This is a genomic window from Paenibacillus sp. M2 (assembly GCF_046713495.1).
GTDB classification, from domain to species: domain Bacteria; phylum Bacillota; class Bacilli; order Paenibacillales; family Paenibacillaceae; genus Paenibacillus; species Paenibacillus amylolyticus_B.
In genome coordinates this window covers 6,849,853-6,870,135 of record NZ_CP169648.1, presented here as the reverse complement: position 1 = coordinate 6,870,135, position 20,283 = coordinate 6,849,853, and the positions used below count along the sequence as shown (strand labels likewise).

The 20,283-nt window shown below is 47.4% G+C and carries 22 protein-coding genes; 13 read left to right on the top strand and 9 right to left on the bottom strand.

The features are described from left to right. From ACETMN_RS31240 to ACETMN_RS31230, 3 genes are all read left to right on the top strand, one after another. Window positions 1-792 (top strand): ABC transporter permease, encoded by a 792-nt coding sequence (locus ACETMN_RS31240; protein WP_124116640.1) that lies wholly within the window; start codon window positions 1-3, stop codon window positions 790-792. An 18-nt stretch (window positions 793-810) separates the two neighbouring features. Further along, window positions 811-1,869, top strand: coding sequence for an ABC transporter ATP-binding protein (locus tag ACETMN_RS31235; protein ID WP_411735516.1), 1,059 nt, complete (start codon window positions 811-813; stop codon window positions 1,867-1,869). A 174-nt stretch (window positions 1,870-2,043) separates the two neighbouring features. Continuing rightward, window positions 2,044-3,783, top strand: a complete 1,740-nt coding sequence (locus ACETMN_RS31230) for an adenine deaminase C-terminal domain-containing protein (protein ID WP_091012703.1) — start codon at window positions 2,044-2,046, stop codon at window positions 3,781-3,783. A gap of 180 nt (window positions 3,784-3,963) precedes the next feature. Here ACETMN_RS31230 and ACETMN_RS31225 read toward each other — a convergent pair whose 3' ends face one another. Beyond that, window positions 3,964-4,149 (bottom strand): hypothetical protein, encoded by a 186-nt coding sequence (locus tag ACETMN_RS31225; RefSeq protein WP_091013261.1) that lies wholly within the window; start codon window positions 4,147-4,149, stop codon window positions 3,964-3,966. Between the two features lie 183 nt (window positions 4,150-4,332). Here ACETMN_RS31225 and ACETMN_RS31220 point away from each other — a divergent pair, with 183 nt between their 5' ends. Next, a complete protein-coding gene (locus ACETMN_RS31220) occupies window positions 4,333-5,070 on the top strand; it encodes an HAD family hydrolase (RefSeq protein ID WP_091012705.1) in 738 nt (245 codons plus the stop codon). 98 nt (window positions 5,071-5,168) lie between these two features. Here the strand turns inward: ACETMN_RS31220 and ACETMN_RS31215 are convergent, their stop codons facing one another. Next, a complete protein-coding gene (locus ACETMN_RS31215; protein WP_411735515.1) occupies window positions 5,169-5,519 on the bottom strand; it encodes a cupin in 351 nt (116 codons plus the stop codon). Window positions 5,520-5,878: 359 nt separating this feature from the next. Here ACETMN_RS31215 and ACETMN_RS31210 point away from each other — a divergent pair, with 359 nt between their 5' ends. The 3 genes from ACETMN_RS31210 to ACETMN_RS31200 all read left to right on the top strand — a co-directional run bounded on the left by ACETMN_RS31210 (window position 5,879) and on the right by ACETMN_RS31200 (window position 8,310). Beyond that, on the top strand, window positions 5,879-6,358 hold the full coding sequence (locus ACETMN_RS31210) for a Dps family protein (protein ID WP_411735514.1): 480 nt from the start codon (window positions 5,879-5,881) through the stop codon (window positions 6,356-6,358). A 127-nt stretch (window positions 6,359-6,485) separates the two neighbouring features. Further along, entirely contained in the window at window positions 6,486-7,697 is a 1,212-nt protein-coding gene (locus tag ACETMN_RS31205; RefSeq protein WP_411736450.1) for a nitric oxide synthase oxygenase, read from the top strand. Window positions 7,698-7,845: 148 nt separating this feature from the next. Next, complete coding sequence (locus tag ACETMN_RS31200; RefSeq protein ID WP_091012711.1) at window positions 7,846-8,310, top strand: NUDIX hydrolase; 465 nt, start codon at window positions 7,846-7,848, stop codon at window positions 8,308-8,310. Between the two features lie 63 nt (window positions 8,311-8,373). On the opposite strand, the gene ACETMN_RS31195 is transcribed toward ACETMN_RS31200, so the two are convergent. Next, window positions 8,374-9,597, bottom strand: a complete 1,224-nt coding sequence (locus ACETMN_RS31195) for an MFS transporter (protein ID WP_411735513.1) — start codon at window positions 9,595-9,597, stop codon at window positions 8,374-8,376. A gap of 255 nt (window positions 9,598-9,852) precedes the next feature. Between ACETMN_RS31195 and ACETMN_RS31190 the strand changes: the two genes are divergently transcribed. Genes ACETMN_RS31190 through ACETMN_RS31175 form a run of 4 tightly spaced genes read left to right on the top strand, consistent with a single transcriptional unit; the run spans window position 9,853 to window position 13,639 of the window. Continuing rightward, window positions 9,853-10,962: an ABC transporter ATP-binding protein gene (locus tag ACETMN_RS31190; protein ID WP_076332432.1), complete on the top strand. Its 1,110-nt coding sequence runs from the start codon at window positions 9,853-9,855 to the stop codon at window positions 10,960-10,962. Next, window positions 10,952-11,785, top strand: a complete 834-nt coding sequence (locus ACETMN_RS31185; RefSeq protein WP_411735512.1) for an ABC transporter permease — start codon at window positions 10,952-10,954, stop codon at window positions 11,783-11,785. Before ACETMN_RS31190 ends, ACETMN_RS31185 begins: the two co-directional genes overlap by 11 nt. Beyond that, complete coding sequence (locus ACETMN_RS31180) at window positions 11,760-12,569, top strand: ABC transporter permease (protein ID WP_062836831.1); 810 nt, start codon at window positions 11,760-11,762, stop codon at window positions 12,567-12,569. The genes ACETMN_RS31185 and ACETMN_RS31180 overlap by 26 nt, the downstream gene beginning before the upstream one ends. Next, entirely contained in the window at window positions 12,566-13,639 is a 1,074-nt protein-coding gene (locus tag ACETMN_RS31175) for a PotD/PotF family extracellular solute-binding protein (RefSeq protein ID WP_105600247.1), read from the top strand. Before ACETMN_RS31180 ends, ACETMN_RS31175 begins: the two co-directional genes overlap by 4 nt. A gap of 299 nt (window positions 13,640-13,938) precedes the next feature. Here the strand turns inward: ACETMN_RS31175 and ACETMN_RS31170 are convergent, their stop codons facing one another. The 5 genes from ACETMN_RS31170 to ACETMN_RS31150 form a co-directional block, all read right to left on the bottom strand. After that, window positions 13,939-14,439, bottom strand: coding sequence for a hypothetical protein (locus ACETMN_RS31170; protein WP_017691802.1), 501 nt, complete (start codon window positions 14,437-14,439; stop codon window positions 13,939-13,941). Between the two features lie 253 nt (window positions 14,440-14,692). Next, a complete protein-coding gene (locus ACETMN_RS31165) occupies window positions 14,693-15,694 on the bottom strand; it encodes a cation diffusion facilitator family transporter (RefSeq protein WP_411735511.1) in 1,002 nt (333 codons plus the stop codon). A 143-nt stretch (window positions 15,695-15,837) separates the two neighbouring features. After that, window positions 15,838-16,434, bottom strand: coding sequence for an SMI1/KNR4 family protein (locus ACETMN_RS31160; RefSeq protein WP_149846831.1), 597 nt, complete (start codon window positions 16,432-16,434; stop codon window positions 15,838-15,840). A 325-nt stretch (window positions 16,435-16,759) separates the two neighbouring features. After that, window positions 16,760-17,530, bottom strand: a complete 771-nt coding sequence (locus ACETMN_RS31155) for a DODA-type extradiol aromatic ring-opening family dioxygenase (RefSeq protein WP_411735510.1) — start codon at window positions 17,528-17,530, stop codon at window positions 16,760-16,762. Then, window positions 17,527-18,204 carry an alpha/beta hydrolase gene (locus ACETMN_RS31150; protein ID WP_105600242.1) on the bottom strand — a complete coding sequence of 226 codons (678 nt, stop codon included), beginning with the start codon at window positions 18,202-18,204 and terminating at the stop codon, window positions 17,527-17,529. Before ACETMN_RS31150 ends, ACETMN_RS31155 begins: the two co-directional genes overlap by 4 nt. A 227-nt stretch (window positions 18,205-18,431) precedes the next feature. Here ACETMN_RS31150 and ACETMN_RS31145 point away from each other — a divergent pair, with 227 nt between their 5' ends. Both ACETMN_RS31145 and ACETMN_RS31140 read left to right on the top strand, forming a co-directional pair. After that, entirely contained in the window at window positions 18,432-18,797 is a 366-nt protein-coding gene (locus ACETMN_RS31145; protein WP_091012725.1) for a glyoxalase superfamily protein, read from the top strand. Between the two features lie 67 nt (window positions 18,798-18,864). Next, window positions 18,865-19,404 carry a helix-turn-helix domain-containing protein gene (locus tag ACETMN_RS31140; protein WP_017691808.1) on the top strand — a complete coding sequence of 180 codons (540 nt, stop codon included), beginning with the start codon at window positions 18,865-18,867 and terminating at the stop codon, window positions 19,402-19,404. A gap of 109 nt (window positions 19,405-19,513) precedes the next feature. On the opposite strand, the gene ACETMN_RS31135 is transcribed toward ACETMN_RS31140, so the two are convergent. Continuing rightward, on the bottom strand, window positions 19,514-20,233 hold the full coding sequence (locus tag ACETMN_RS31135; RefSeq protein ID WP_411735509.1) for a 3-ketoacyl-ACP reductase: 720 nt from the start codon (window positions 20,231-20,233) through the stop codon (window positions 19,514-19,516). Window positions 20,234-20,283: the final 50 nt, after the last annotated feature.

The window sequence follows — 20,283 nt, the reverse complement described above, 5'->3', positions numbered from 1 at the left end:
ATGCGGGAGAAACATATCGGGCTGGGCCTGTTCAGTCTGCTGGTCTTTATCTTTCTGCTGGGCCCGCTTCTGATCATATCGATCACTTCGTTTGAACCGGGAACGGTACTCAAATTTCCGCCGGAAGGGTTCTCCTTCCGCTGGTATGAGAATATTTTCAACACAGGCGGTTTCCTCCGCACGTTCCAGACGTCCATCATCATTTCCTTGCTGGGGAACCTGTTGGCACTGGTGCTTGGAGTTCCGGCTGCGTATGCACTCAGTCGTTACGATTTCAAAGGCAAGTCTGTGCTGAACGCACTGTTCCTGTCCCCGGTACTGATCCCGGGAATCGTGCTTGGTTTTACATTGATGAAATATCTGATCGTAATCTACCATCTGCCGATGTACCTAGGACTATTGATTGGTCATACGATTATCATGCTTCCATTCATTATTCGGGTTATCGCGTCGAGTCTGTCGAGCTTTGACTTTGCCGTGGAAGAAGCTGCGCTGAGTCTTGGTGCGGGACGGGTGAGAACGTTCTTCACAATTGTTCTTCCCAACATCCGCTCAGGAATTATCGCTGCGGTGCTGATTGCCTTCCTGGAGTCGTTCAACAACGTGGATATCTCGGTGTTCATGACCGGACCAGGGGTAAGTACATTGCCAATTCAGATGCTGACGTATGTGGAGAATTACTTTGACCCAACGATTGCAGCAATTTCCATGCTATTGATGGTACTGACCGGACTTTTAATGTTCGTGATCGAACGGATCATGGGCGGATTTTCATACTTTACTAAACGTTAATTGGAGGCGCAGAACGCTATGGCATTGCTGACATTAGACCACGTATCCGTGGCATACGATAAGCAGACAATCCTGAAGGATTTTCAGTTGGAGCTGGAAAAAGGTAAACTGCTCTCCCTGCTCGGACCGAGCGGTTGCGGCAAAACAACTACGCTGCGCCTCATCGCCGGATTTCTGGAAGCATCACAGGGCAAGTTTATGTTCGGCGGCAAGGATTATACGAAGGTTCCGGCGAACAAGCGGAACTTCGGATTTGTATTTCAGAGTTATGCGTTATTCCCGCATCTGTCTGTCTATGACAACGTGGCCTTTGGCCTGCGGATGCGCAAAGTGAAAGACAAGGATATCTCTTCACGTGTAATGCGAATCCTGGAAGTTGTTAACCTGAACGGATTTGAGAAACGTTTTCCACAAGAACTTTCCGGTGGACAGCGTCAACGTGTGGCCATTGCTCGTGCCTTGGTCATTGAGCCTGACCTGCTCTTGTTCGACGAACCACTCAGTAACCTGGATGCTAACCTGCGTCTTAACATGCGGGTGGAGATTCGCCGGATTCAGCAGGAGCTGGGCATTACAACGTTGTATGTCTCTCATGACCAGGAAGAGTGTTTCTCGATCTCGGATCAGGTAGCAATCATGAATAAAGGTTTGGTTGAGCAGCTCGACCGCCCGGAAACGATTTTTAAATATCCGGCAACGGAGTTTGTCGCACGGTTTATCGGATTCCATAATTTCATTGAATTTGCGGATCGCAGCGATGCAGGTGAAGTCATCACATTGCATGCGGGTGGCCGCATGTTTACGGCAACAGCGCATCCTGGAACAGCACGTCCCGGTGCACGTAAAGGTGCGATTCGCCCGGATGATCTAATCGTTAGTGGAGATACCTCTGCGGAAGTGGTGAATGCTTTGCCGGGGATTATCAAAGTCAGCACGTATCTGGGACGCAGTTATCAGTATGTGATTGAGACGGAACTGGGTGACTTTACAGCAAATCAGGAGATGGAAACACCGTACCTTAGTGGACAGCGTGTTAGCCTGATTTTCCCACAGGACAAGCTTGTACTGGTGGAGTAGCCGTGAAGTATAGGAATAGCTTGAAGAAATAAGAGCAGTAAAGAAGACATTTCATACGATGTTTCTGGACGAGGCAGTGGTACGCGATCAAGTGCAGTACATCAGATTAAAGTACAGGTTCATTGTCCAGTCCGGGTCGCGGTGAAATGTTTGTGAAGAAGGAGATTATGCCCCATGCGTGCAGATCAACTAATTGTGAATGTACATGTGTATAACAGTTATTATAAACGGTTTGAGATGAATAACGTTGCTGTGTTGGACGGCAGATTCCTATATGTTGGACCCGGTGGAACGGAGATGTTTCAGGCAGACGAAGTCATTGATGCACGAGGAAGATACATGATTCCTGGCTTGATTGATATCCATCTGCATATCGAAAGTACGATGGTGACACCGGAAACCTTTTCTCATGGTCTGATTGGCTGCGGGGTAACGTCCATTGTCGCAGAACCGCATGAGATGGCAAATGTGTTCGGGCTGGAAGGTGTGCAGGAGATGATGGCTGTGAGTCGGGACACCACCGTGGATATGTTCTATGCGATCCCAAGTTCCGTTCCGGCAACCCCGATGGAGACAACAGGCGGTTCGATCGAGATTGAAGATATGGACGTGCTGCTCGCCACTGGCGAGATTATCTGTCTGGGCGAGATCATGAACTATGTCGATGTCATCCGTGATCCGGAGTGCAAGACCAACCAGATTTTACAGCATATCCGCAAAAACTATCCCGATCTTGTGATCGAAGGTCATACACCGAAACTGCTTGGACTTGATCTACATCGACTTATATACGCAGGTATTGATTCGGATCATACTCATCAGAGCATTGAGGGATTACAGGCGCGGATTGCGGCAGGTATGTTTATTGAAATTCAAGAGAAATCAATGACCCCGGAAGTCATGGAGTATCTGATTCAACATGATGTGGCGCAGCATTTCTGCTTCGTAACGGATGATGTGATGCCGGATTCACTGGTGGAGCATGGTCATCTGAATCATATCGTACGTAAAGCAATTCAGATGGGGATGCGTCCGGAAGATGCGATCTACGCAGCAACATCTACCCCTGCTTCACGGATGAAAATGACCGATCGTGGCAGCGTGGCCCCAGGTAAAGTGGCCGATTATGTTTTGTTATCCAACCTGGAGGAGCTCGCTATTGATCAGGTGTACAAAAACGGCCGCAAAGCTTATGACGATTACGAACCGTATAAGCAGGAACGCATAACCGGGCAGTTCCCACCTCACTTCTATAAGAGTGTACAGTTGGAGAAGCTGGGCGTAGCTGATTTTGCAATTCAGTTGTCAGACCCAAAAGTCATTGGATCAGGTGTTGATCTCGCTGGTGAAGGTGAGTACCAATGCCGTGTCATGATGGTGAAGGATGGTTCTACTTTTGTGGAAGAACATATTGCACCGGTTCAGTCTTCGGATGGTGAATTGCTGTGGGAAGAAAGCGGATATGCGCAGATTGCGACCTTTGAACGTTATGGCGTGAACGGCAATCGAGCACATGGTCTGATCGGTGGAGACACCATCAAGCGTGGTGCCATTGCAACGACATATTCACATGACAATCACAACCTGCTGGTGGTAGGACGTAATCGTGAAGATATGATATTGGCAGCTAACACCGTAATTTCGAGCCAGGGTGGCTTCTGCGTGGTAGAAGACGGCAAGGTGCTGTCCCATCTGGAACTTCCCGTAGGTGGCATTTTGACGGAAGAACCACTCGCAGTGGTATCTCATCAAGTGAAGGAATTGCGCGCAGCCATGTTGTCTCTTGGGTATGTACATTACAACCCGATCATGTCGATCAGTACTCACTCTCTTGCGGTAAGTCCGGCGCTGAAGATCACTGACCATGGCCTGATTGATGTGAATGCAGGTAAGGTTGTATCATTGATTGTATAAGTGGATAGAGACATCTGGTGGTCTTCTTCCGATAATTCATTAGATGATTCGTTGTTATATCGTTTGTTTGCTCCATAAGAAAAAGAAGCCCCAGTTCACTCAGGTGAGCCAGGGCTTCTTTTTCACGGATTCATATTCGTATTATCATGTTCTTGTAATTATATTAAATACGAACCCTGCTTATTTTAATTTCTCTGGATTCTTCACCTTAATGGAGACCACTTCTCCGCAGTCCAAACACACGGTATATACTCTTTCTGAACCAATCGACAATTTCTTATCCAATGGACGAAGATTGATGAAGTCGGATGCCTGTACGAAGGACGTGCCTCCACAATCGGTGCATTTCTCAATTGTAGTACTCATATGTTCATTCCACCTTTTCATGATTTTGGTTGTGATCTTTAATAAATTATATTCCAGTAACTGGGATATGGCAATCATGGATTGTCCACGTTTACCAAATCCCTTTTGGACGAGGCATAGGATTACATATATAGTAATAAGAAGAGAATGTTTGAGACAGGAGCAGGAGGATCAGTTACAACTATGAATATAAAAAATGATGCCAAAACTATATTTTTCGACGTGGATGATACTTTATATGATCACTTACAGCCGCTTCGCGGGGCGTTGCAGGATGTTCTCGGCCTATCAGATGATTTTCCTTTTGCTGATGCCTATCACCGTTTTCGTTATTATAGTGACTGGCTGTCTGCACAAGAAGATCTGTCTGCTGTACCGGAGCCGGATGCGGTGGAGCGAATGCGCCGTCGGAGGTTTGAGTTGACGATGGAGGAGTTTGGACTCCCCCTACAATCTGGACAGGCTGAAGAACTGCAAGCCCAGTATCTGAGCAGACAGTTTGAGATTGTGCCTTTTGAAGGAGCATACGAGTTGATTAGAAGGCTTCAGGCAGAGGGCCATACCGTTGGATTAATCACCAATGGAGAAGGAGAGCATCAGCGTCGCAAGCTTGAAGCACTGGATGTGCTCAGTCTCGTGGACGAGCATCTGATCTTCATTTCCGGTACGACTGGTTATGCGAAGCCGGATCGCAGGTTGTTTGACTATGTGAGTAAGAAGACCGGGACAGATGCCCGTTTCAGCTATTACATTGGAGACTCATGGCGTAATGATGTGGTAGGTGCAGTGGATGCAGGCTGGACTGTTATCTGGTTCAATCATCGGGAGGCGCAACCGGAGTCCGATCATCAGCCCCATTTTGTAACATCGAGCTATGAAGAGATCAGTCGTATTTTGACTTTTGAAGCTGTCCGAGTTTAAGGAGAAATATGTTTAAAGGAGAGCAGTCCTGTGACCATTCATGGTGCAGGTCTGCTTTTTAGTGTTTAAAGAAGGACTCCATTTTTACGTTATACCTGCTATAAAGGCATTAATAATGAGATGTCTAACTCTTCGCTTTCAATTACAATGGCCATGAGTCCAGTTTCTGTTTTGGTTTCGTGCCATTCATGTGTATCCCACAGAACCGCTTCGCCACAATGAACTTTGATGTATTCATTTGCTTCGCCTCTAACCCAGCCTTCTCCATTAACGATCAAAAGGAGTTGCGGAACCACTGCTTGGTGATAACCGATTACTCCACCCTCAGGTAAGTGCATACATCCGATATGAGCTGTTTTGTCGGTCTGCGTAATACGTGACATGACGAAATTAGAATCGAATTTGGTAATCTTCTTCCCGGACTCTCGTTTAAATTGAAATATCCTCATGTTTACCTCCGCAATCGTGACTAAGTTAACTTCCTACAATAGCAACGTTCCTTATGATGGTATCATCCTACTCCAAAAAAATATGGAAACCCAATCAGATGAGTCTATCATAGCTCCAATCGTTGAGGAATAGTTTGTTTACACCTCTCATTTCGTTTAACGCCTGTGTCATCGTTTCTATGAAGCTGTACTTCATGGAATCTTCATTTATAAGACCGTGCAAAAGCCTTCCCAAACCGGATATGCAGTGTTATAATTAAAACAAGATTTAGATTAAGTCTAAATTAAAATGATGAATCAAAGCAACGCCCTTACAATCATTCAAATTCTATTTTTATATTCGAGAGGGGATAAATTCCATGAGCACAATCCAAACTAGAAACAACACTTTTGCTAACAATGCCACAGCACTTCAAGATGCCCTGAACCGTCAGATCGCAGGTTGGTCCATATTGTACACGAAACTGCATAACTTCCACTGGTATGTCCAAGGACCTCATTTCTTCACACTGCATGCCAAATTCGAAGAGTTGTACAACTTGGCTACGGCGAATATGGACGAAGTTGCAGAACGTTTGCTGGCTATTGGTGGACGTCCGGTGGCTACAATGGCTGAACAACTGCGTCTGTCTCCAATTGAAGAGGCACAAGGCCAGTTGTCTGCTGAGCGTATGGTAGAGTCGGTGGTTGCTGATCTGCGTACAATGGTAGAAGTGATTCATCAAGGCATTCACGAAGCGGGAGAAGCAGAAGATAACGCAACGGAAGATATGTTAATTGGATTCACCGCTGCGCTGGATAAAGAGGTCTGGATGTTAAACGCATTTCTGGGCAAATAAGCAAGGTTACCCTTCATCCTGACAACGATATGTAGAGTCCGTGAACAAAGTGCCCGTTCGCTTACAAATCCAGTGCGCTTGCCGTATAATGATGGCATCCAAGATGTACAGAATGGTGGAATGAATGATGCGGTCAGACCTGGAACAATTGCAGGAAGAAGCTGAACGGTTTATATATACATGTTATGAAGAGCTGGGCCATTCGCGTGAAGACGCGCAGGCCCGGCTTGCTGTCGTTATGGGTCAGATCGAAGTAACGGGTACCTACGTGCACACCACAGAAGAGTTGGAGCAAGGTTGCAAAATGGCCTGGCGGAACAGCAACCGCTGTATCGGGCGGCTGTTCTGGGATAAACTGCGGATCGTGGATGCTCGTCATGCCGATACGGCAGGAACGGTAGCGGATGCTGTGTTGAACCATATTCATGTGGCATCCAACGGAGGCAAGGTCATTCCGATGATTACGATCCTTCCACCGGATGGACCAAATGGAGCTCCGGTACGTCTCTGGAATCATCAGCTTATTCGATATGCAGGATATGAGACAGAGCAAGGCGTTATTGGAGATCCTGCTTCCGTGGAGCTGACCAAGGTGGCCATGTCCCTTGGCTGGCAGGGAGCAGGTGGCTCTTATGATGTGTTACCGCTCATAATTCAGGCACAAGGACAAGCGCCAGAGTGGTATGTTATACCCGAAGAAGAGATTGTGGAAGTGATGATCGAGCACCCGGAGCGGGAAGAGATTGCGGAGCTTGGCATGCGCTGGTACGGTGTGCCGATGATTGCTGATATGCGTCTGGAGATTGGCGGTATATCCTACCCGGCAGCGCCGTTTAATGGTTGGTATATGGGTACGGAGATTGGCGCCCGTAATCTGGCGGACACGTTCCGGTATAACAAGCTGCCTGCGGTGGCGGCGGCATGTGGATTGAATACGTCAAGTGAAACAACTTTGTGGAAGGACCGGGCGTTGGTGGAGTTGAATGTTGCTGTGCTGCATTCGTTTAAGAAAGCAGGCGTGAGTATTGTGGATCACCACACGGCGGCAGCGCAATTTGCGATGTTTGAACAGCGGGAAGAGAAGGCTGGACGTGAGCTGACCGGAGATTGGGTGTGGCTGATTCCGCCGGTATCTCCGGCGACAACGCATATTTTCCACAGCTCCTATCGCAATGAGATTGTGAAGCCGAACTTTTTCCATCAGGATCAGGCGTATACGCTGAAAGATGGCGTGGCATCTGCCGCAGAACTGCGAAGCAGTGAGCAGCAGAATGCACAGGTAGAGCATCTCCAGCCACAGGGCGGGGAGGCATTGATGAAATGCCCGTTTGCACATTAAATTGTGCAGACGGGTTATTTTTTGTGATCTTTTTTTCAAAGGAAGAGCTTTAAAAATAGGAAAAAACGAAGAAGATTCTTTCTCTATATGGAAATATATAACATGCCTATAATGAAGTCATGGCTTCATATAAGGGAGGGAACAATCCATGGGTTACATTGAAACGTTGCGAGGAATGGTTGGTAATGCTCCTGTTATTTTGGTAAGACCGAGTATTTTGATCTTGAATAAGACGGGTGAGATTCTATTGGTTCGACATCTGGATGACACTTGGGGACTACCGGGTGGATTTATGGAGCTCGGCGAATCGGTGGAAGAGTCTGCAATACGAGAGGTCAGAGAAGAGATTGGGATAGAGATTAAGAAACTTCATCTGTATGGCGTCTTCTCAGGAAAAGAGTTATATACGAAATTAAGAAACGGGCATGAATACTACAATGTGGTCATTGGTTATGTTTGCACGGAGTATGAGGGAGAATTGAAGCCAGATGGGGTGGAAGTTCTTGAAGCAAAGTTTTACAAACCAACCGAATTACCTGACAGGACTGACCCTTACTTAAAAAGTAAAATCCAAGAAAATGCAGTGCACATCGCAACATTGTTAGGAAAATAATTATGCCAATGAAGGGGTGTCCTCCGTCATGTTCATGACTTGTGGGACATCTCCCTTTTGCATTTACAGTCGTCTTGTCCTGTACTGACTCCGCATCACAGCCTGAACTACAATGGCAGCAGCAATCAGCACCAGATTGAACACAAACACGGAGTAAAGCGATCCAACTTCCATAAGCAGTGCTGCAACCAGTGGGGATATAATGGAGCCGATCTCAGCCGCAGAGACAATTTTGCCTATGACGGAGCTTCGACTCTCATCGGGGATATGATCACCGATATGGGCAAAGAACGAGTCCATGTAACATGCCCCGCCAACCCCGCCAATCAGCATGCCAACGTAGACCCATAGATGGGATGACGTGCTTAGAAATACAGCAACTTCGATGCCAATCAGGAACATGCCGAGCATACAAAGCAACAGACGATCGCCTAACCGGTCAGAGAGATAACCGACAAAGGGAGCAGCGGCAAGCGTAGAAATCCCGGATACGGTGAAGGCGAGACTGGTTGCAAAGGGGTCCCAATGCATGATGTGAGCTGCATACAGTGCAAAATAGGTGAGAAATACCGCATAGGCGCTCATCTCCAGAAAATGTACTGTACCGTAGCCGAGAAGCTGTTGACGCTGAGTGAGCTCTGTAGTTGGGCCAATTGATGTTGAGTCGGGATCTTGATTGGATTGGGAGATAGTACCTTGCGTATGCAGTGCATCAGATGTTGTTGAAGGTAAAGGAGGTGCTGTCGTCTTTATCCCCATCGCAGCGACCACAGCCATCAGACAACATACGGTAACGAGTAAAAAAGGCACCGATAATGGCCAGTGCAGTGCCAGCCAGCCACTGATGACCGGACCGAGCACCATACCGCCACCCTCACTACTGCTGATATACCCATTGTACAGTCCGCGGTTCTCCACATTGCCTCCATCTCCTATGATAGAACGCACGACCACGGTAAGCCCGGTGGAAGCGAGCCCTTGCAGCAGTCGGAGCAGGCCGAACAACACCGCAGCAGAAGACAGAGCGAAGCCACCCATGCAGACAGCGAGCAGTAACAGCATGAGGATGAGAGCACGTTTACCCCCGAGTTTCCTATAAATTGCCGCAGCAGGAATGCCACCAATCACTTTCCCCACATAAAAAAGAGCAAAAATAACCCCCATCATCCAGCCGGACAGGCCGAATTCCTCAATAAACAAAGGGAACAGAGGCAGGATCATGAATCCGCCCATCTGACTCAGGAAACAAATGGTCATCAGCAAGGGCAGGTTACGACGAATATCCAAGAGCCAAGACTCCTTTCACACATAAAATGGAATCCCAAACGTGCTTCACTTCCCAAAGGAATGCGTAGATATCGACATATACCCGTAATGTATGCAGGATTTATGAAAATAAGAAGAAATGACACGTGGTGTTTACATCAAAACCATTGCGGATATACCTGAATCATATATAATAGATGGGTTATCTATAAGGATGCTTGAACGAAAGTGTACAGAATGAAGAGGTACCTCAAGTATAAGGGGGCGATGTGAGGCATGTCAGAACAACAACCGATTATCCGCTTCGAAGCGGTGACTCAGCAATACGATCAGGATGAAGCCGTATTGAAGGCGGTCAGCTTTGAGATTGAGCGGGGTAAATTTTATACGCTTCTCGGGCCATCGGGCTGCGGGAAAACAACGATATTGCGGCTGATTGCCGGTTTTGCGGAGCCGACACAGGGCAGTATTTATTTTAACGGTGCGCTCATCAACCGAGTGCCTGCCCATCAGCGGCAGGTGAATACCGTATTTCAGGATTATGCGTTATTTCCACATTTGAATGTATTTGAGAACGTAGCCTTTGGTTTGCGGATCAAAAAGATGAAAACGGCTGAAATTCGCAGCAAAGTGTTGGAAGCCCTCAAGTTTGTCAATCTGTCCGGGTATGAAAACCGGGAAATTGGCGAAATGTCCGGCGGACAACGACAACGTGTTGCGATTGCACGTGCCATTGTGAACGAACCTGAAATTCTGCTACTGGACGAGCCGCTCTCGGCACTCGATCTGAAGCTACGGACTGAGATGCAGTACGAGCTGCGGGAGCTGCAACAGCGGCTGGGTATTACGTTTATCTTTGTTACGCATGATCAGGAAGAAGCCTTGGCGATGTCCGACGAGATTTTTGTCCTCAATGGTGGCGTGATTCAACAAAGTGGTACACCGAATGATATCTATGATGAGCCAATTAACCGCTTTGTAGCAGATTTTATCGGTGAATCGAACATTGTATCGGGCAAAATGAAGCAGGACTTTGTGGTGGAATTTGCTGGCGCACAGCATGAGTGTGTCGATCAGGGTCTCCAGCCGGACGAGCCGGTAGAGATTGTCATTCGCCCAGAGGATCTGGAGATTACAACCGAAGACCAAGGTAAGCTCAAGGTTAATGTGGACTCCCAGTTATTCCGCGGGGTGCATTACGAGATATCCACGTACGATGATGCTGGCAATGAGTGGTTGGTTCATTCCACGAAGAAAGCCGTTGTCGGCGCACGGATTGGACTGTATTTTGACCCGGAAGCTGTACACGTCATGCGCTTTAACGAGACCGAAGAAGAGTTCGACAAACGACTCGAAGCCTACCAAGAGGCCGCTCATGCAGACTAAGGCCAGCACACGCAATGCGTATCTGATTCCATATGTATTATGGATGGTGTTGTTTGTTGTGGCGCCGGTTCTGCTGGTCATCTATTATTCATTCTTCGATGTGGAGGGTAACTTCACGTTTGGCAACTACGCCCGGTTCTTTACACCGGTGTACTTGCAGATGACGCTCAGTTCGTTCTGGTATGCATTTCTGATTACGGCGTTCTCACTGCTCATCTCGTATCCAACGGCGTATATGCTGACCCGGACGAAGCACAAGCAGCTGTGGTTGCTGCTGATCATTCTGCCAAGCTGGATCAATCTTTTGCTAAAAGCGTATGCCTTCATTGGTCTGTTCGGAACGTATGGTCTGACCAACTCCCTGCTTGAAGTCGTGGGTATTGGTACACAGCAGATTTTGTTCACCGACTTCAGTTTTATCTTTGTCTCGGTGTACATCTTCATTCCATTCATGATTTTGCCAATCTTCAATGCGCTGGAACAGATGAACACATCGTTGATCTATGCGGCGCGTGATCTGGGGGCCTCATCGTGGCTAACATTCCGCCGGGTGATCTTTCCGCTGACGATTAGCGGTGTGAAATCAGGCTGTCAGGCTGTATTTATTCCTGCGCTGTCTCTGTTCATGATTACCCGCCTGATTGCGGGAAACCGTGTAATTACGCTGGGAACAGCGATTGAACAGCATTTTCTCGTCACCCAGGACTGGGGGATGGGTTCAACGATTGCCGTCTTTTTGATTATTGCGATGGCGATTATTATGTTCCTGACTGGATCAGGCAAGAAGGAGGTGCGTAATGGGAAGAAACGGAAAGCTGTCTAACGTCTATCTGGCCGTTGTATTCGCCATTCTGTACGCACCGATTGCATATCTGATCTTCTATTCCTTCAACAGCGGCGGTCACATGCGCAGCTTCGAAGGATTCACACTTGAATGGTACAGAGAGGTGTTCGCCGATACACGGCTCCTCATCATTGTGCTGAATACATTTATCATTGCGCTCCTGTCATCAGCGATTTCAACGATCCTCGGTGTAGCAGGAGCACTGGCGATCTACCATGTGCGTCGCAAACGGACCAAGAACACGTTGCTGTCACTTAATAACGTGCTGATCGTTAGTCCGGATGTCATCATTGGTGCGTCATTCCTGATTTTGTTCACCATGATTGGTATCAAACTGGGCTTCACTTCGGTGCTGCTGTCTCATATTGCATTCAGTGTGCCCATTGTCGTGATCATGGTGCTACCAAAGCTGCAGGAGATGAGTCCAACACTGATGGATGCGGCACGCGATCTGGGCGCTGGTTCATGGCAGATTCTGACGCGTGTGGTGCTGCCATACGTGAAACCAGGTATTTTTGCCGGATTTTTCATGGCCTTGACGTACTCGCTCGATGATTTTGCAGTAACATTCTTTGTCACGGGTAATGGATACTCCACACTCTCGGTAGAGATATACTCCAGAGCAAGGCAGGGCGTTTCGTTATCCATCAATGCTTTGTCTACCCTGTTATTCCTGCTCACGGTGCTGCTGGTAGTCGGATATTACTTCATTAACCGCCGTGCAACACGGATACCTCCCGGAGGAAAGGGGCTGCGACCATGAAGCAACTGGTACGGACATTTGCGCTTGTTTTTGTGGCCGCGTTTGCCCTGATGATCTTGGCTTCGTATCTGAACAAGAGTCAGGGGTATTCTGGCGGCAACACACTGACTATCTATAACTGGGGCGATTATATCGACCCTGATCTGCTCAAGGAGTTTGAGGACGAGACAGGCATTAAGGTCATCTATCAGACGTTTGATTCCAATGAAGCCATGCTGACCAAAATTGAGCAGGGCGGAACCACGTTTGATGTGGCGATTCCTTCTGAATATGCGATTAGCAAAATGAAAGAAGAAGACCTGCTCGTTCCACTCGATCATAGCAAATTAACCCATCTGGATAACATTGATCCACGGTTCATGGACTTGTCCTTTGATGAAGGCAACAAGTATTCCATCCCGTATTTCTGGGGAACGGTGGGGGTTGTGTACAATCCTGAGCTGGTGGATGGATTAACGTTTGATAGCTGGAACGACCTGTGGGACCCGCGTCTGAAAAACCAAATCCTGCTCCTTGATGGCGCACGCGAAGTCATTGGGATGGGATTGAACAGTCTCGGATATTCCCTGAACGATACCAACGAAGACCATTTGCAAGAAGCGCTGAAGAAGCTGTCTACACTGACGCCAAACGTCAGAGCAATTGTCGGAGACGAGATCAAGATGTTGCTCGCGAATGAGGAAGCAGCCGTTGGGCTCGTATGGTCCGGGGATGCGTCCGAGATTATGGATGAGAACGACAAGCTGGATTATATGGTGCCGGAAGAAGGTTCCAACCTCTGGTTCGATAACATGGTTATTCCGAAGACGGCGAGTAATATTGAAGGGGCACATCAGTTTATCAACTTCATGCTGGACCCGGATCATGCCGCTCGCAATGCGGAGTATGTCGGGTATTCCACTCCGAACGCTGAGGCCCTTAAGCTGCTGCCAGAGGACATCTCGGAGGATGAGCGCTTTTATCCAGACGAGGCACTGACAGGCAAGCTGGAGGTCTACGATAATCTGGGCAAAAAAATGCTCTCGCATTATAACGACCTGTTCCTGGAGTTTAAAATGCATAGCAAATAACCGCCAATAACGTGTGCACAGTTCGTTAGATGTGTAAAAAAGACAAAAAGGGTTGCTGCTCGTCATTCATTGAAATGACGAGCAGCAACCCTTTTTTATTACCTACTTCAGAGCAATAGCGTAGGTTATGTTTTTTTTCGTGTACACGTTAACGGAGGGGACAGAACAAACGAAGGAAGCAAAGCGTTCGCCTTTATCACCGGATTTCCCATTTCAGATGGGATTCAAAAAAATCCGGGGATAACAGCGATCAGAAGTTGTTCTGTCACCGCAGTGATCAAGTGGAAACGAATAAAGGGTTACATACGCTTTTTGCGACCCACCATGATCCACGCCCCACCCATAATCAGCACAATCGCTACAAAAGGCTGGATAAAGCTCAAGCTACTTAACATCGTGCCAATCGACATCACAGCGAAGAACAGCAACGATATCACCGTTAGAATGTTGATGGGGATCAGCAACCATTTGTTCCGACCACCGAACCAATACAATTCGAACAAACCAACAGCTACAGCCAGAATGAAGCCCGGCCACATCGTACCCCAGTTGTTAAACAGCATGGCGATCTGACAGACAATACCAACAGTGAGCAACAATCCACCGGGAACCAGCAGTCCAACCCCTCTGCCAATCATGGAGAAGTAGAGCCAGTGGAAGAACAGCCCGAGTGGAATCACGAATAACGTGGGCCAAAAGGTCGCAAAGATCGTACCCGGACCGAGTGAACCTCCCTGGTTCAGAATCAGGTACACGCCCAACAAAATGAGAACAGGCGCAAGGATCGTACGTTTAGCCATAATATCTCTCCTTCTCAATACAAGATCAATTTCCGAACGGTCGTATGTAGAGCAATTACTTTCGTTACTCACAGCATACCATGAAGTGGAAAAGTCTATCCTCCGTCTTTGGAGTTAAAGTTGACCTAGACCAAAGTCTAGGTAAGCATTTTGGGCAAATACCTCTCTGTAGATGAGAGTATAGTTGAACAGGCTAAAAACCCACTCTGTTGAGAGTGGGTTCTGTCATTCTTTTTATCCTGAACGTAGCCTGTTATTTCACCACATCCGAATGTTTCTTGCCCCAGCTGTTCACGCCGTCATCCTCAATAATGGAGATGGCAGCGTCGGCGATGTCGGGGTTTGTCATCAGTTTCTCCTGAATACGGAACTTGATGTCATCTGCATCGGCGAGGCTGAGTCCTTTGGTCAGTTCAATCAGACCCTCCACATGATAATAACGGCCTTCCTGAATGATACGCATCATCTGAATATCGGCAACGTGTGTGTCTGCCAGAATGGTTTGGGACACTTTGTCCTCAATATCCTGCGGAGCCGCAACACCGATCAATCCGATCATATTATCGTAACCGACACGGAAGGCTACAGCGATCATCAAACATCCAATAATCGTGGTTACAATGCCATCAAGCAGTGCAAAATCGGTCAAGGCAATGACCACGACAGAGATCAATGCGAGCGTGGCACCCAGTACAGCGACAACATCCTCGTAGAATACGAGACGGGTTGGCGGCGCAGCACGGCCTACATTTTTGATCGCAGCAGGGACCAAGGCAAATCCGGCGGCTTTGGGTGCCCGTGCTTCTTTTAGGATTTCCTTCATCGCTTTGATCAGAATGGCCCCGTCAATGACAATGTTCAGAACAAGTACTCCGATATTAATCCAGAGACCGCCGGTATGACCAACAGGATGCTGCAACAGATGGATGCCTTCATGGATCGTTTCATACGCCATAATGGTAACAACAATCACGGCGATCATGCAGAAAATGTTAATGACCCGTCCGAATCCGGTCGGGAAGCGGCGTGTAGGTTTTTTCTCGGACAACACACTTCCGACAAATACAAACCCTTGGTTAATGGCATCAGCGAGTGAATGCATCGCCGAAGCGAACATGGCACCACTGCCACTGAATAGGAAGGCTCCCCCTTTGCACACAGCAAGAACAGCATTACCAGCCATCGCTACGGCGGAGGATGTGTTTCCTTTTTTGACGAGAGACATAAAGCTCTCAGACTTCGGTTGTTCAGCCACTTCGTATGTTCCTCCCAGATCAATGTATTAGGTGTAGAAAAGGCAGTTTATCTATACAGCATGTGCATTTCCACTAAATGTTATTATAACCGCTTTGACATATCCCAGCATTATGCAAAAAAGGCCATATCATCATGCGCATTTCAGTACTCGATGGCCTCCAAGGCACGTAAGTTCCGATTGGACTGTTCCAATAGTTCCGTAAACGTCCCAGCGACATAATATACAAAATCCGGATCATGTATGTACATAATAATCTGCCCGTACGTACCTTCTTCTGTCGGATCAAAGTCGAACATCAGATACAGTGATCCACCTCCGAGCATGCCAAACGTAACCCATTTTTTCTGAAAAAGGTAGGGTTTGATTCGGGGATCAAGTTCTCCGATCTCTTCTTCGGTAAAATAATCATCCATGCGGTTCTCCACCAGCGTGGATTGCTCCTTTTGAATCCTTTCCAGGGACAACAGATAAAATGGCTCAGTTTCCCGTCCGTCCTCAAGGCTTGGATACAAGACGTGAAAGCCATAACCGCTCCCATCTTTACGTTTATAAAACGCACGAAAATCAGCAGGCAAACGAATGCCATGTTCCTGCTCGAATGCGTCAAGCTGCTCATCCGTCACACCTTCAAACTGGCGATATGCCTCCAGAAGCTCCCGGTTTTCCTCATCTTGTACCTTCTCTTCTAGTAAAACATCAAGTTCATCCATCAATTCATATATACGCTGTTCTGGCATGCAATTCCCTCCCTATGAACTATTCAGATAATATGGTGACTGTTATGCGAGCAAACTGTGCCTGATTTCACCTCATATTATAGTTATAATCCGAAAAAGCACACAAGAAACCGGAGTCCTTGCTTACATACTACAATGGTCTCATTATTCTAAGGCGGTTGTTGCATAATCAGTACACCCGGCTCCATCCCAGTCGATGATGTACAACCATCACGAAAGTCGCTCCTAACAACAAATAAGCATGGTTTACAGGGGGAATCCCTGTAAACCATGCTTACTTATTTATCAACTATATAAATGAAACTAGCTTTTCACATCGTCCTCTTTAATCAAACTTCCAACAGGACAAGCTCAGGTTGCCATACTGATAGGCTTTGAACAGGAGCGATGCCCGCTTGTTCTGATCACCTGCGCCCATGGCGAGTAACAGCGGTACAAAATGCTCCGGGGTAGGCACGGCCGCTTGAGCTGAAGGTGCCAGTTTATCATAGGAGAAGAGAGACTCCGTATCCCAACTCACCAGCTTGTCATGCAGCCAGTTGTCGAACTCCGATGCCCACGGGTCAACGCCGTTACTTTCCCAGTTCAATCGACGTAGATTGTGGACGGTTCCGCCGCTGCCAATGACGAGAATGTCTTGCTCACGCAAGGAAGCGAGTGCCTGTCCGACCTGATATTGCTGCTCACCTGTCAGATAGCGATTCACAGACAGAGCAACCACGGGGATATCCGCATCCGGGTAGAGCAGGCGCAGAACGACCCAAGCGCCGTGATCCAGGCCACGAACGTCATCGGTCTGTACCGGAATCCCGGCTTCTGCAAATAAATGCTCCACCTCGGCTGTGGTCTCTGGCTGTCCTTGAGCCGGGTACTTGATCTGATACAGCTCGGGCTGGAAACCGCCAAAATCATAAATGGTCTCATAGTTGGCTACCGAGGATACAAGCTGAGTTGTGGATTCCCAGTGAGCAGAGAACAATACGATTGCTTTGGGTTTTGGTAGTTCCTGTCCAAGTTTCTGCAAAAATTCGGTGTACGCATTCTCCTCCAGTGCCAGTGATGGGGCACCGTGAGCAACAAACAGGGATGGCATCATTTTGAATTCAGTCCTTTCGGGTCTTCGGTAGTCAGATTTGCATCCGTCCGAAGCCAGTGTTGAAATTGTTGATATAGATCGGGGGTCACCTGGTGTCCACCGTTGTAAGGTACATATGTGACGTGATTGGTGTATTGACGGAAGAAATTGGTGTTATCTTCGCCCAGTTGCAGCGGGAATAGATGATCCTGATCTCCATGCGAGATAAACACGGACAGCTCCGAATCGGGTTGCAGCTTGTACTCGTCTTTCACAAATTGCGGGATGTACCCACTCATGGCTACAATGCCTTTAATGGCATCTCCCATGATCAGTGATAGGGTCATTGCCATAATGGCGCCCTGGCTGAATCCGGCGATGTAACGCCGCGTGGGATCAATCGCATATTGGGCAGACAGATCAACAATCAACTGTTGCAGTCCCTGCACGGAGGCATCATATAATTCACGGATGGGATTTCCAATGCTTTTGATCTGAAAATAAGCATAACCTCCACCCTGAACGATAGGTCCACGGATGGCGACAATAATAAAATCAGACTGAAGGGGCTCCATCAAACGAAGCATATCCTGTTCATCCGATCCCATGCCATGTAAGGCGAAAATCACAGGATAACGTTGATCTGGATTGTAATGAGACGGTAATCGGACTTCATGTATATAAGGAGAATTCATTGAAAACACCACCTGATGAGGAATGAGTTAATATATCGTTCTGACAATAAAGTTCACCAATATGAAATAAATATTCTTATTTATGAACAAAATTTATCATGGTTTCATTGTAGGGTCAATACTTTTTTTGTATGATGAATATATGTTGTTTATAAAAAAAGTTAAAAACAGTTAATAGATAAGCCGCTGCGCATGGTTCATATCTTATTCCCAAGGACGTGATCAGGATGTTAAAAAGTATCGTGCCTATTTTGAGAATATTTGATGAAAATAAAGCTAGAGAGTTCTACCTTGAATATCTAGGGTTTCAATTGGATTGGGAACATCGCTTTGAACCGGATATGCCCTTATATATGCAGGTTTCGCTCGATTCCATCGTGATTCATTTATCCGAACATCATGGAGATTGTACACCTGGAGCTGCCTTGCGCGTGGAAACTGATAACTTGGATACATTCCACGGTGCACTTCGTCAGAAAGAGTACAAAAATGCGAGACCTGGTATAGAGGAGACCCCTTGGCAATCAAGAGAAATGACCGTGACAGATCCGTTTGGTAATCGGATTATATTTGTTGAGGCAAGCGCCGAATAGACAACCTGAAGTAGCTAAGCTTACGTCTGGTGTCTTATATAGATCAATAGAAGGGGAGGGACGCAATATGGATATTGGCTTGGCTATTCGTACGATCCGCAAACAGAAACAGATTACGATCATGCAGATGTGCGAGGGCACGGGGTTGTCCAAAGGTTTTATCAGCAACGTAGAAAATAACAAAACGTCACCTTCCATTGCTACGCTTGAAAGTATTGCGGATTATCTGGAAGTGCCACTTCCTTATTTGCTGCTGACACCAGAGCAACGGATGAACGTGGTACGCAAGAACGAGCGCAAAGAAACAACGGCCGGAAGCGGACAGATCAAAGTGCAGCAGCTTACAGCCAAAGGTGCGATGCGTATGTCCATTGTGGAGTTGCCGCCAGGTGCATCGACCGGGGTAAGCAAACATGCCGGGGAGGAAAGCCATCTGGTGTTGCAAGGCAAGATTCGTGCGGAGCAATGCGAAGATGTGGAAGTTCTTGAAGTGGGTGATTCGTTTACCTGGAATGCAATAGTGCCTCATGAAGTGACCAATATCGGTGAGGAGCCTGCGGTGGTACTCATTGCGGTGTCCAAAGAATTGGGTTTGGATCATTTATAGAATAAAAAAGGACGGCTCCCAAGTCATGAACATGCGAACCTGCATACATGTACAATGGGAAACGTCCTTTTATATTTCTAACGAACTGAAAAGATCAGAAGCACACTGTCTATTGTGGATTAGTCGTCCAGATGCCTGCTGCTTTGACAAAGACACGGTCGGACAGCTTGAGCGTTGCGAGTGCAAGTTCAGCTACATCTTCCGCTTGCATCATGCGATCTTCGTCGCCAATTTTCAGTCCGGCATTGGTCGCAAGCTCCGTATTAACGGTGCTTGGGGTCAGTGCGGTCACACGAATGTTGGACTTGCGCACTTCCTGCATCAGAGATTCGGTCATGCCGAGTAGCGCAAACTTGGATGCACAGTATGCCGAACCTGTAGCGAATCCGCGTTCACCTGCAGTGGAAGCAATATTGATAATGCTGCCGCTACTTTCCTTGATCATGCTTGGAAGGACAGCGCGTGTAACGTAATATGTACCCATAACGTTAACATGCAGGATGCGCTCCCACTCTTCGGGCTCCATCTCCATGAATGTCCCGAACTTTCCGATACCCGCATTATTGATGAGAATATCCACCGCGCCGAGTTCCATCTCAATGGCTGATACAGCGGCTTCCGCCTGTGTGCGATCCGAGATATCTGCCACAGCACTGGTTACTTTCACACCGTATTCTTGACTAAGAGACTGCTGCAGAGCCTGAAGATCGGAAGCGGTGCGAGCGATAAGGCCGAGGTGTACTCCTTCTTTGGCAAGTGCTTCAGCGATGGCACGACCGATGCCTTTACCGGCACCTGTGATGATAGCTGTTTTATTTTTAAGTTCCATGTGGATAATTCCTCCTTAGAATTGGACTGGCATTTGATTATACTATATTA

Coding starts and splice junctions, on each gene's coding strand:
- ACETMN_RS31220 (WP_091012705.1), top strand. CDS start 4,333: ATGAATATAAAAAATGATGCCAAAACTATATTTTTCGACGTGGATGAT.
- ACETMN_RS31230 (WP_091012703.1), top strand. CDS start 2,044: ATGCGTGCAGATCAACTAATTGTGAATGTACATGTGTATAACAGTTAT.
- ACETMN_RS31175 (WP_105600247.1), top strand. CDS start 12,566: ATGAAGCAACTGGTACGGACATTTGCGCTTGTTTTTGTGGCCGCGTTT.
- ACETMN_RS31225 (WP_091013261.1), bottom strand. CDS start 4,149: ATGAGTACTACAATTGAGAAATGCACCGATTGTGGAGGCACGTCCTTC.
- ACETMN_RS31205 (WP_411736450.1), top strand. CDS start 6,486: ATGCGGTCAGACCTGGAACAATTGCAGGAAGAAGCTGAACGGTTTATA.
- ACETMN_RS31170 (WP_017691802.1), bottom strand. CDS start 14,439: ATGGCTAAACGTACGATCCTTGCGCCTGTTCTCATTTTGTTGGGCGTG.
- ACETMN_RS31185 (WP_411735512.1), top strand. CDS start 10,952: ATGCAGACTAAGGCCAGCACACGCAATGCGTATCTGATTCCATATGTA.
- ACETMN_RS31155 (WP_411735510.1), bottom strand. CDS start 17,530: ATGATGCCATCCCTGTTTGTTGCTCACGGTGCCCCATCACTGGCACTG.
- ACETMN_RS31235 (WP_411735516.1), top strand. CDS start 811: ATGGCATTGCTGACATTAGACCACGTATCCGTGGCATACGATAAGCAG.
- ACETMN_RS31240 (WP_124116640.1), top strand. CDS start 1: ATGCGGGAGAAACATATCGGGCTGGGCCTGTTCAGTCTGCTGGTCTTT.
- ACETMN_RS31150 (WP_105600242.1), bottom strand. CDS start 18,204: ATGAATTCTCCTTATATACATGAAGTCCGATTACCGTCTCATTACAAT.
- ACETMN_RS31180 (WP_062836831.1), top strand. CDS start 11,760: ATGGGAAGAAACGGAAAGCTGTCTAACGTCTATCTGGCCGTTGTATTC.
- ACETMN_RS31135 (WP_411735509.1), bottom strand. CDS start 20,233: ATGGAACTTAAAAATAAAACAGCTATCATCACAGGTGCCGGTAAAGGC.
- ACETMN_RS31145 (WP_091012725.1), top strand. CDS start 18,432: ATGTTAAAAAGTATCGTGCCTATTTTGAGAATATTTGATGAAAATAAA.
- ACETMN_RS31210 (WP_411735514.1), top strand. CDS start 5,879: ATGAGCACAATCCAAACTAGAAACAACACTTTTGCTAACAATGCCACA.
- ACETMN_RS31140 (WP_017691808.1), top strand. CDS start 18,865: ATGGATATTGGCTTGGCTATTCGTACGATCCGCAAACAGAAACAGATT.
- ACETMN_RS31215 (WP_411735515.1), bottom strand. CDS start 5,519: ATGAGGATATTTCAATTTAAACGAGAGTCCGGGAAGAAGATTACCAAA.
- ACETMN_RS31190 (WP_076332432.1), top strand. CDS start 9,853: ATGTCAGAACAACAACCGATTATCCGCTTCGAAGCGGTGACTCAGCAA.
- ACETMN_RS31160 (WP_149846831.1), bottom strand. CDS start 16,434: ATGCCAGAACAGCGTATATATGAATTGATGGATGAACTTGATGTTTTA.
- ACETMN_RS31200 (WP_091012711.1), top strand. CDS start 7,846: ATGGGTTACATTGAAACGTTGCGAGGAATGGTTGGTAATGCTCCTGTT.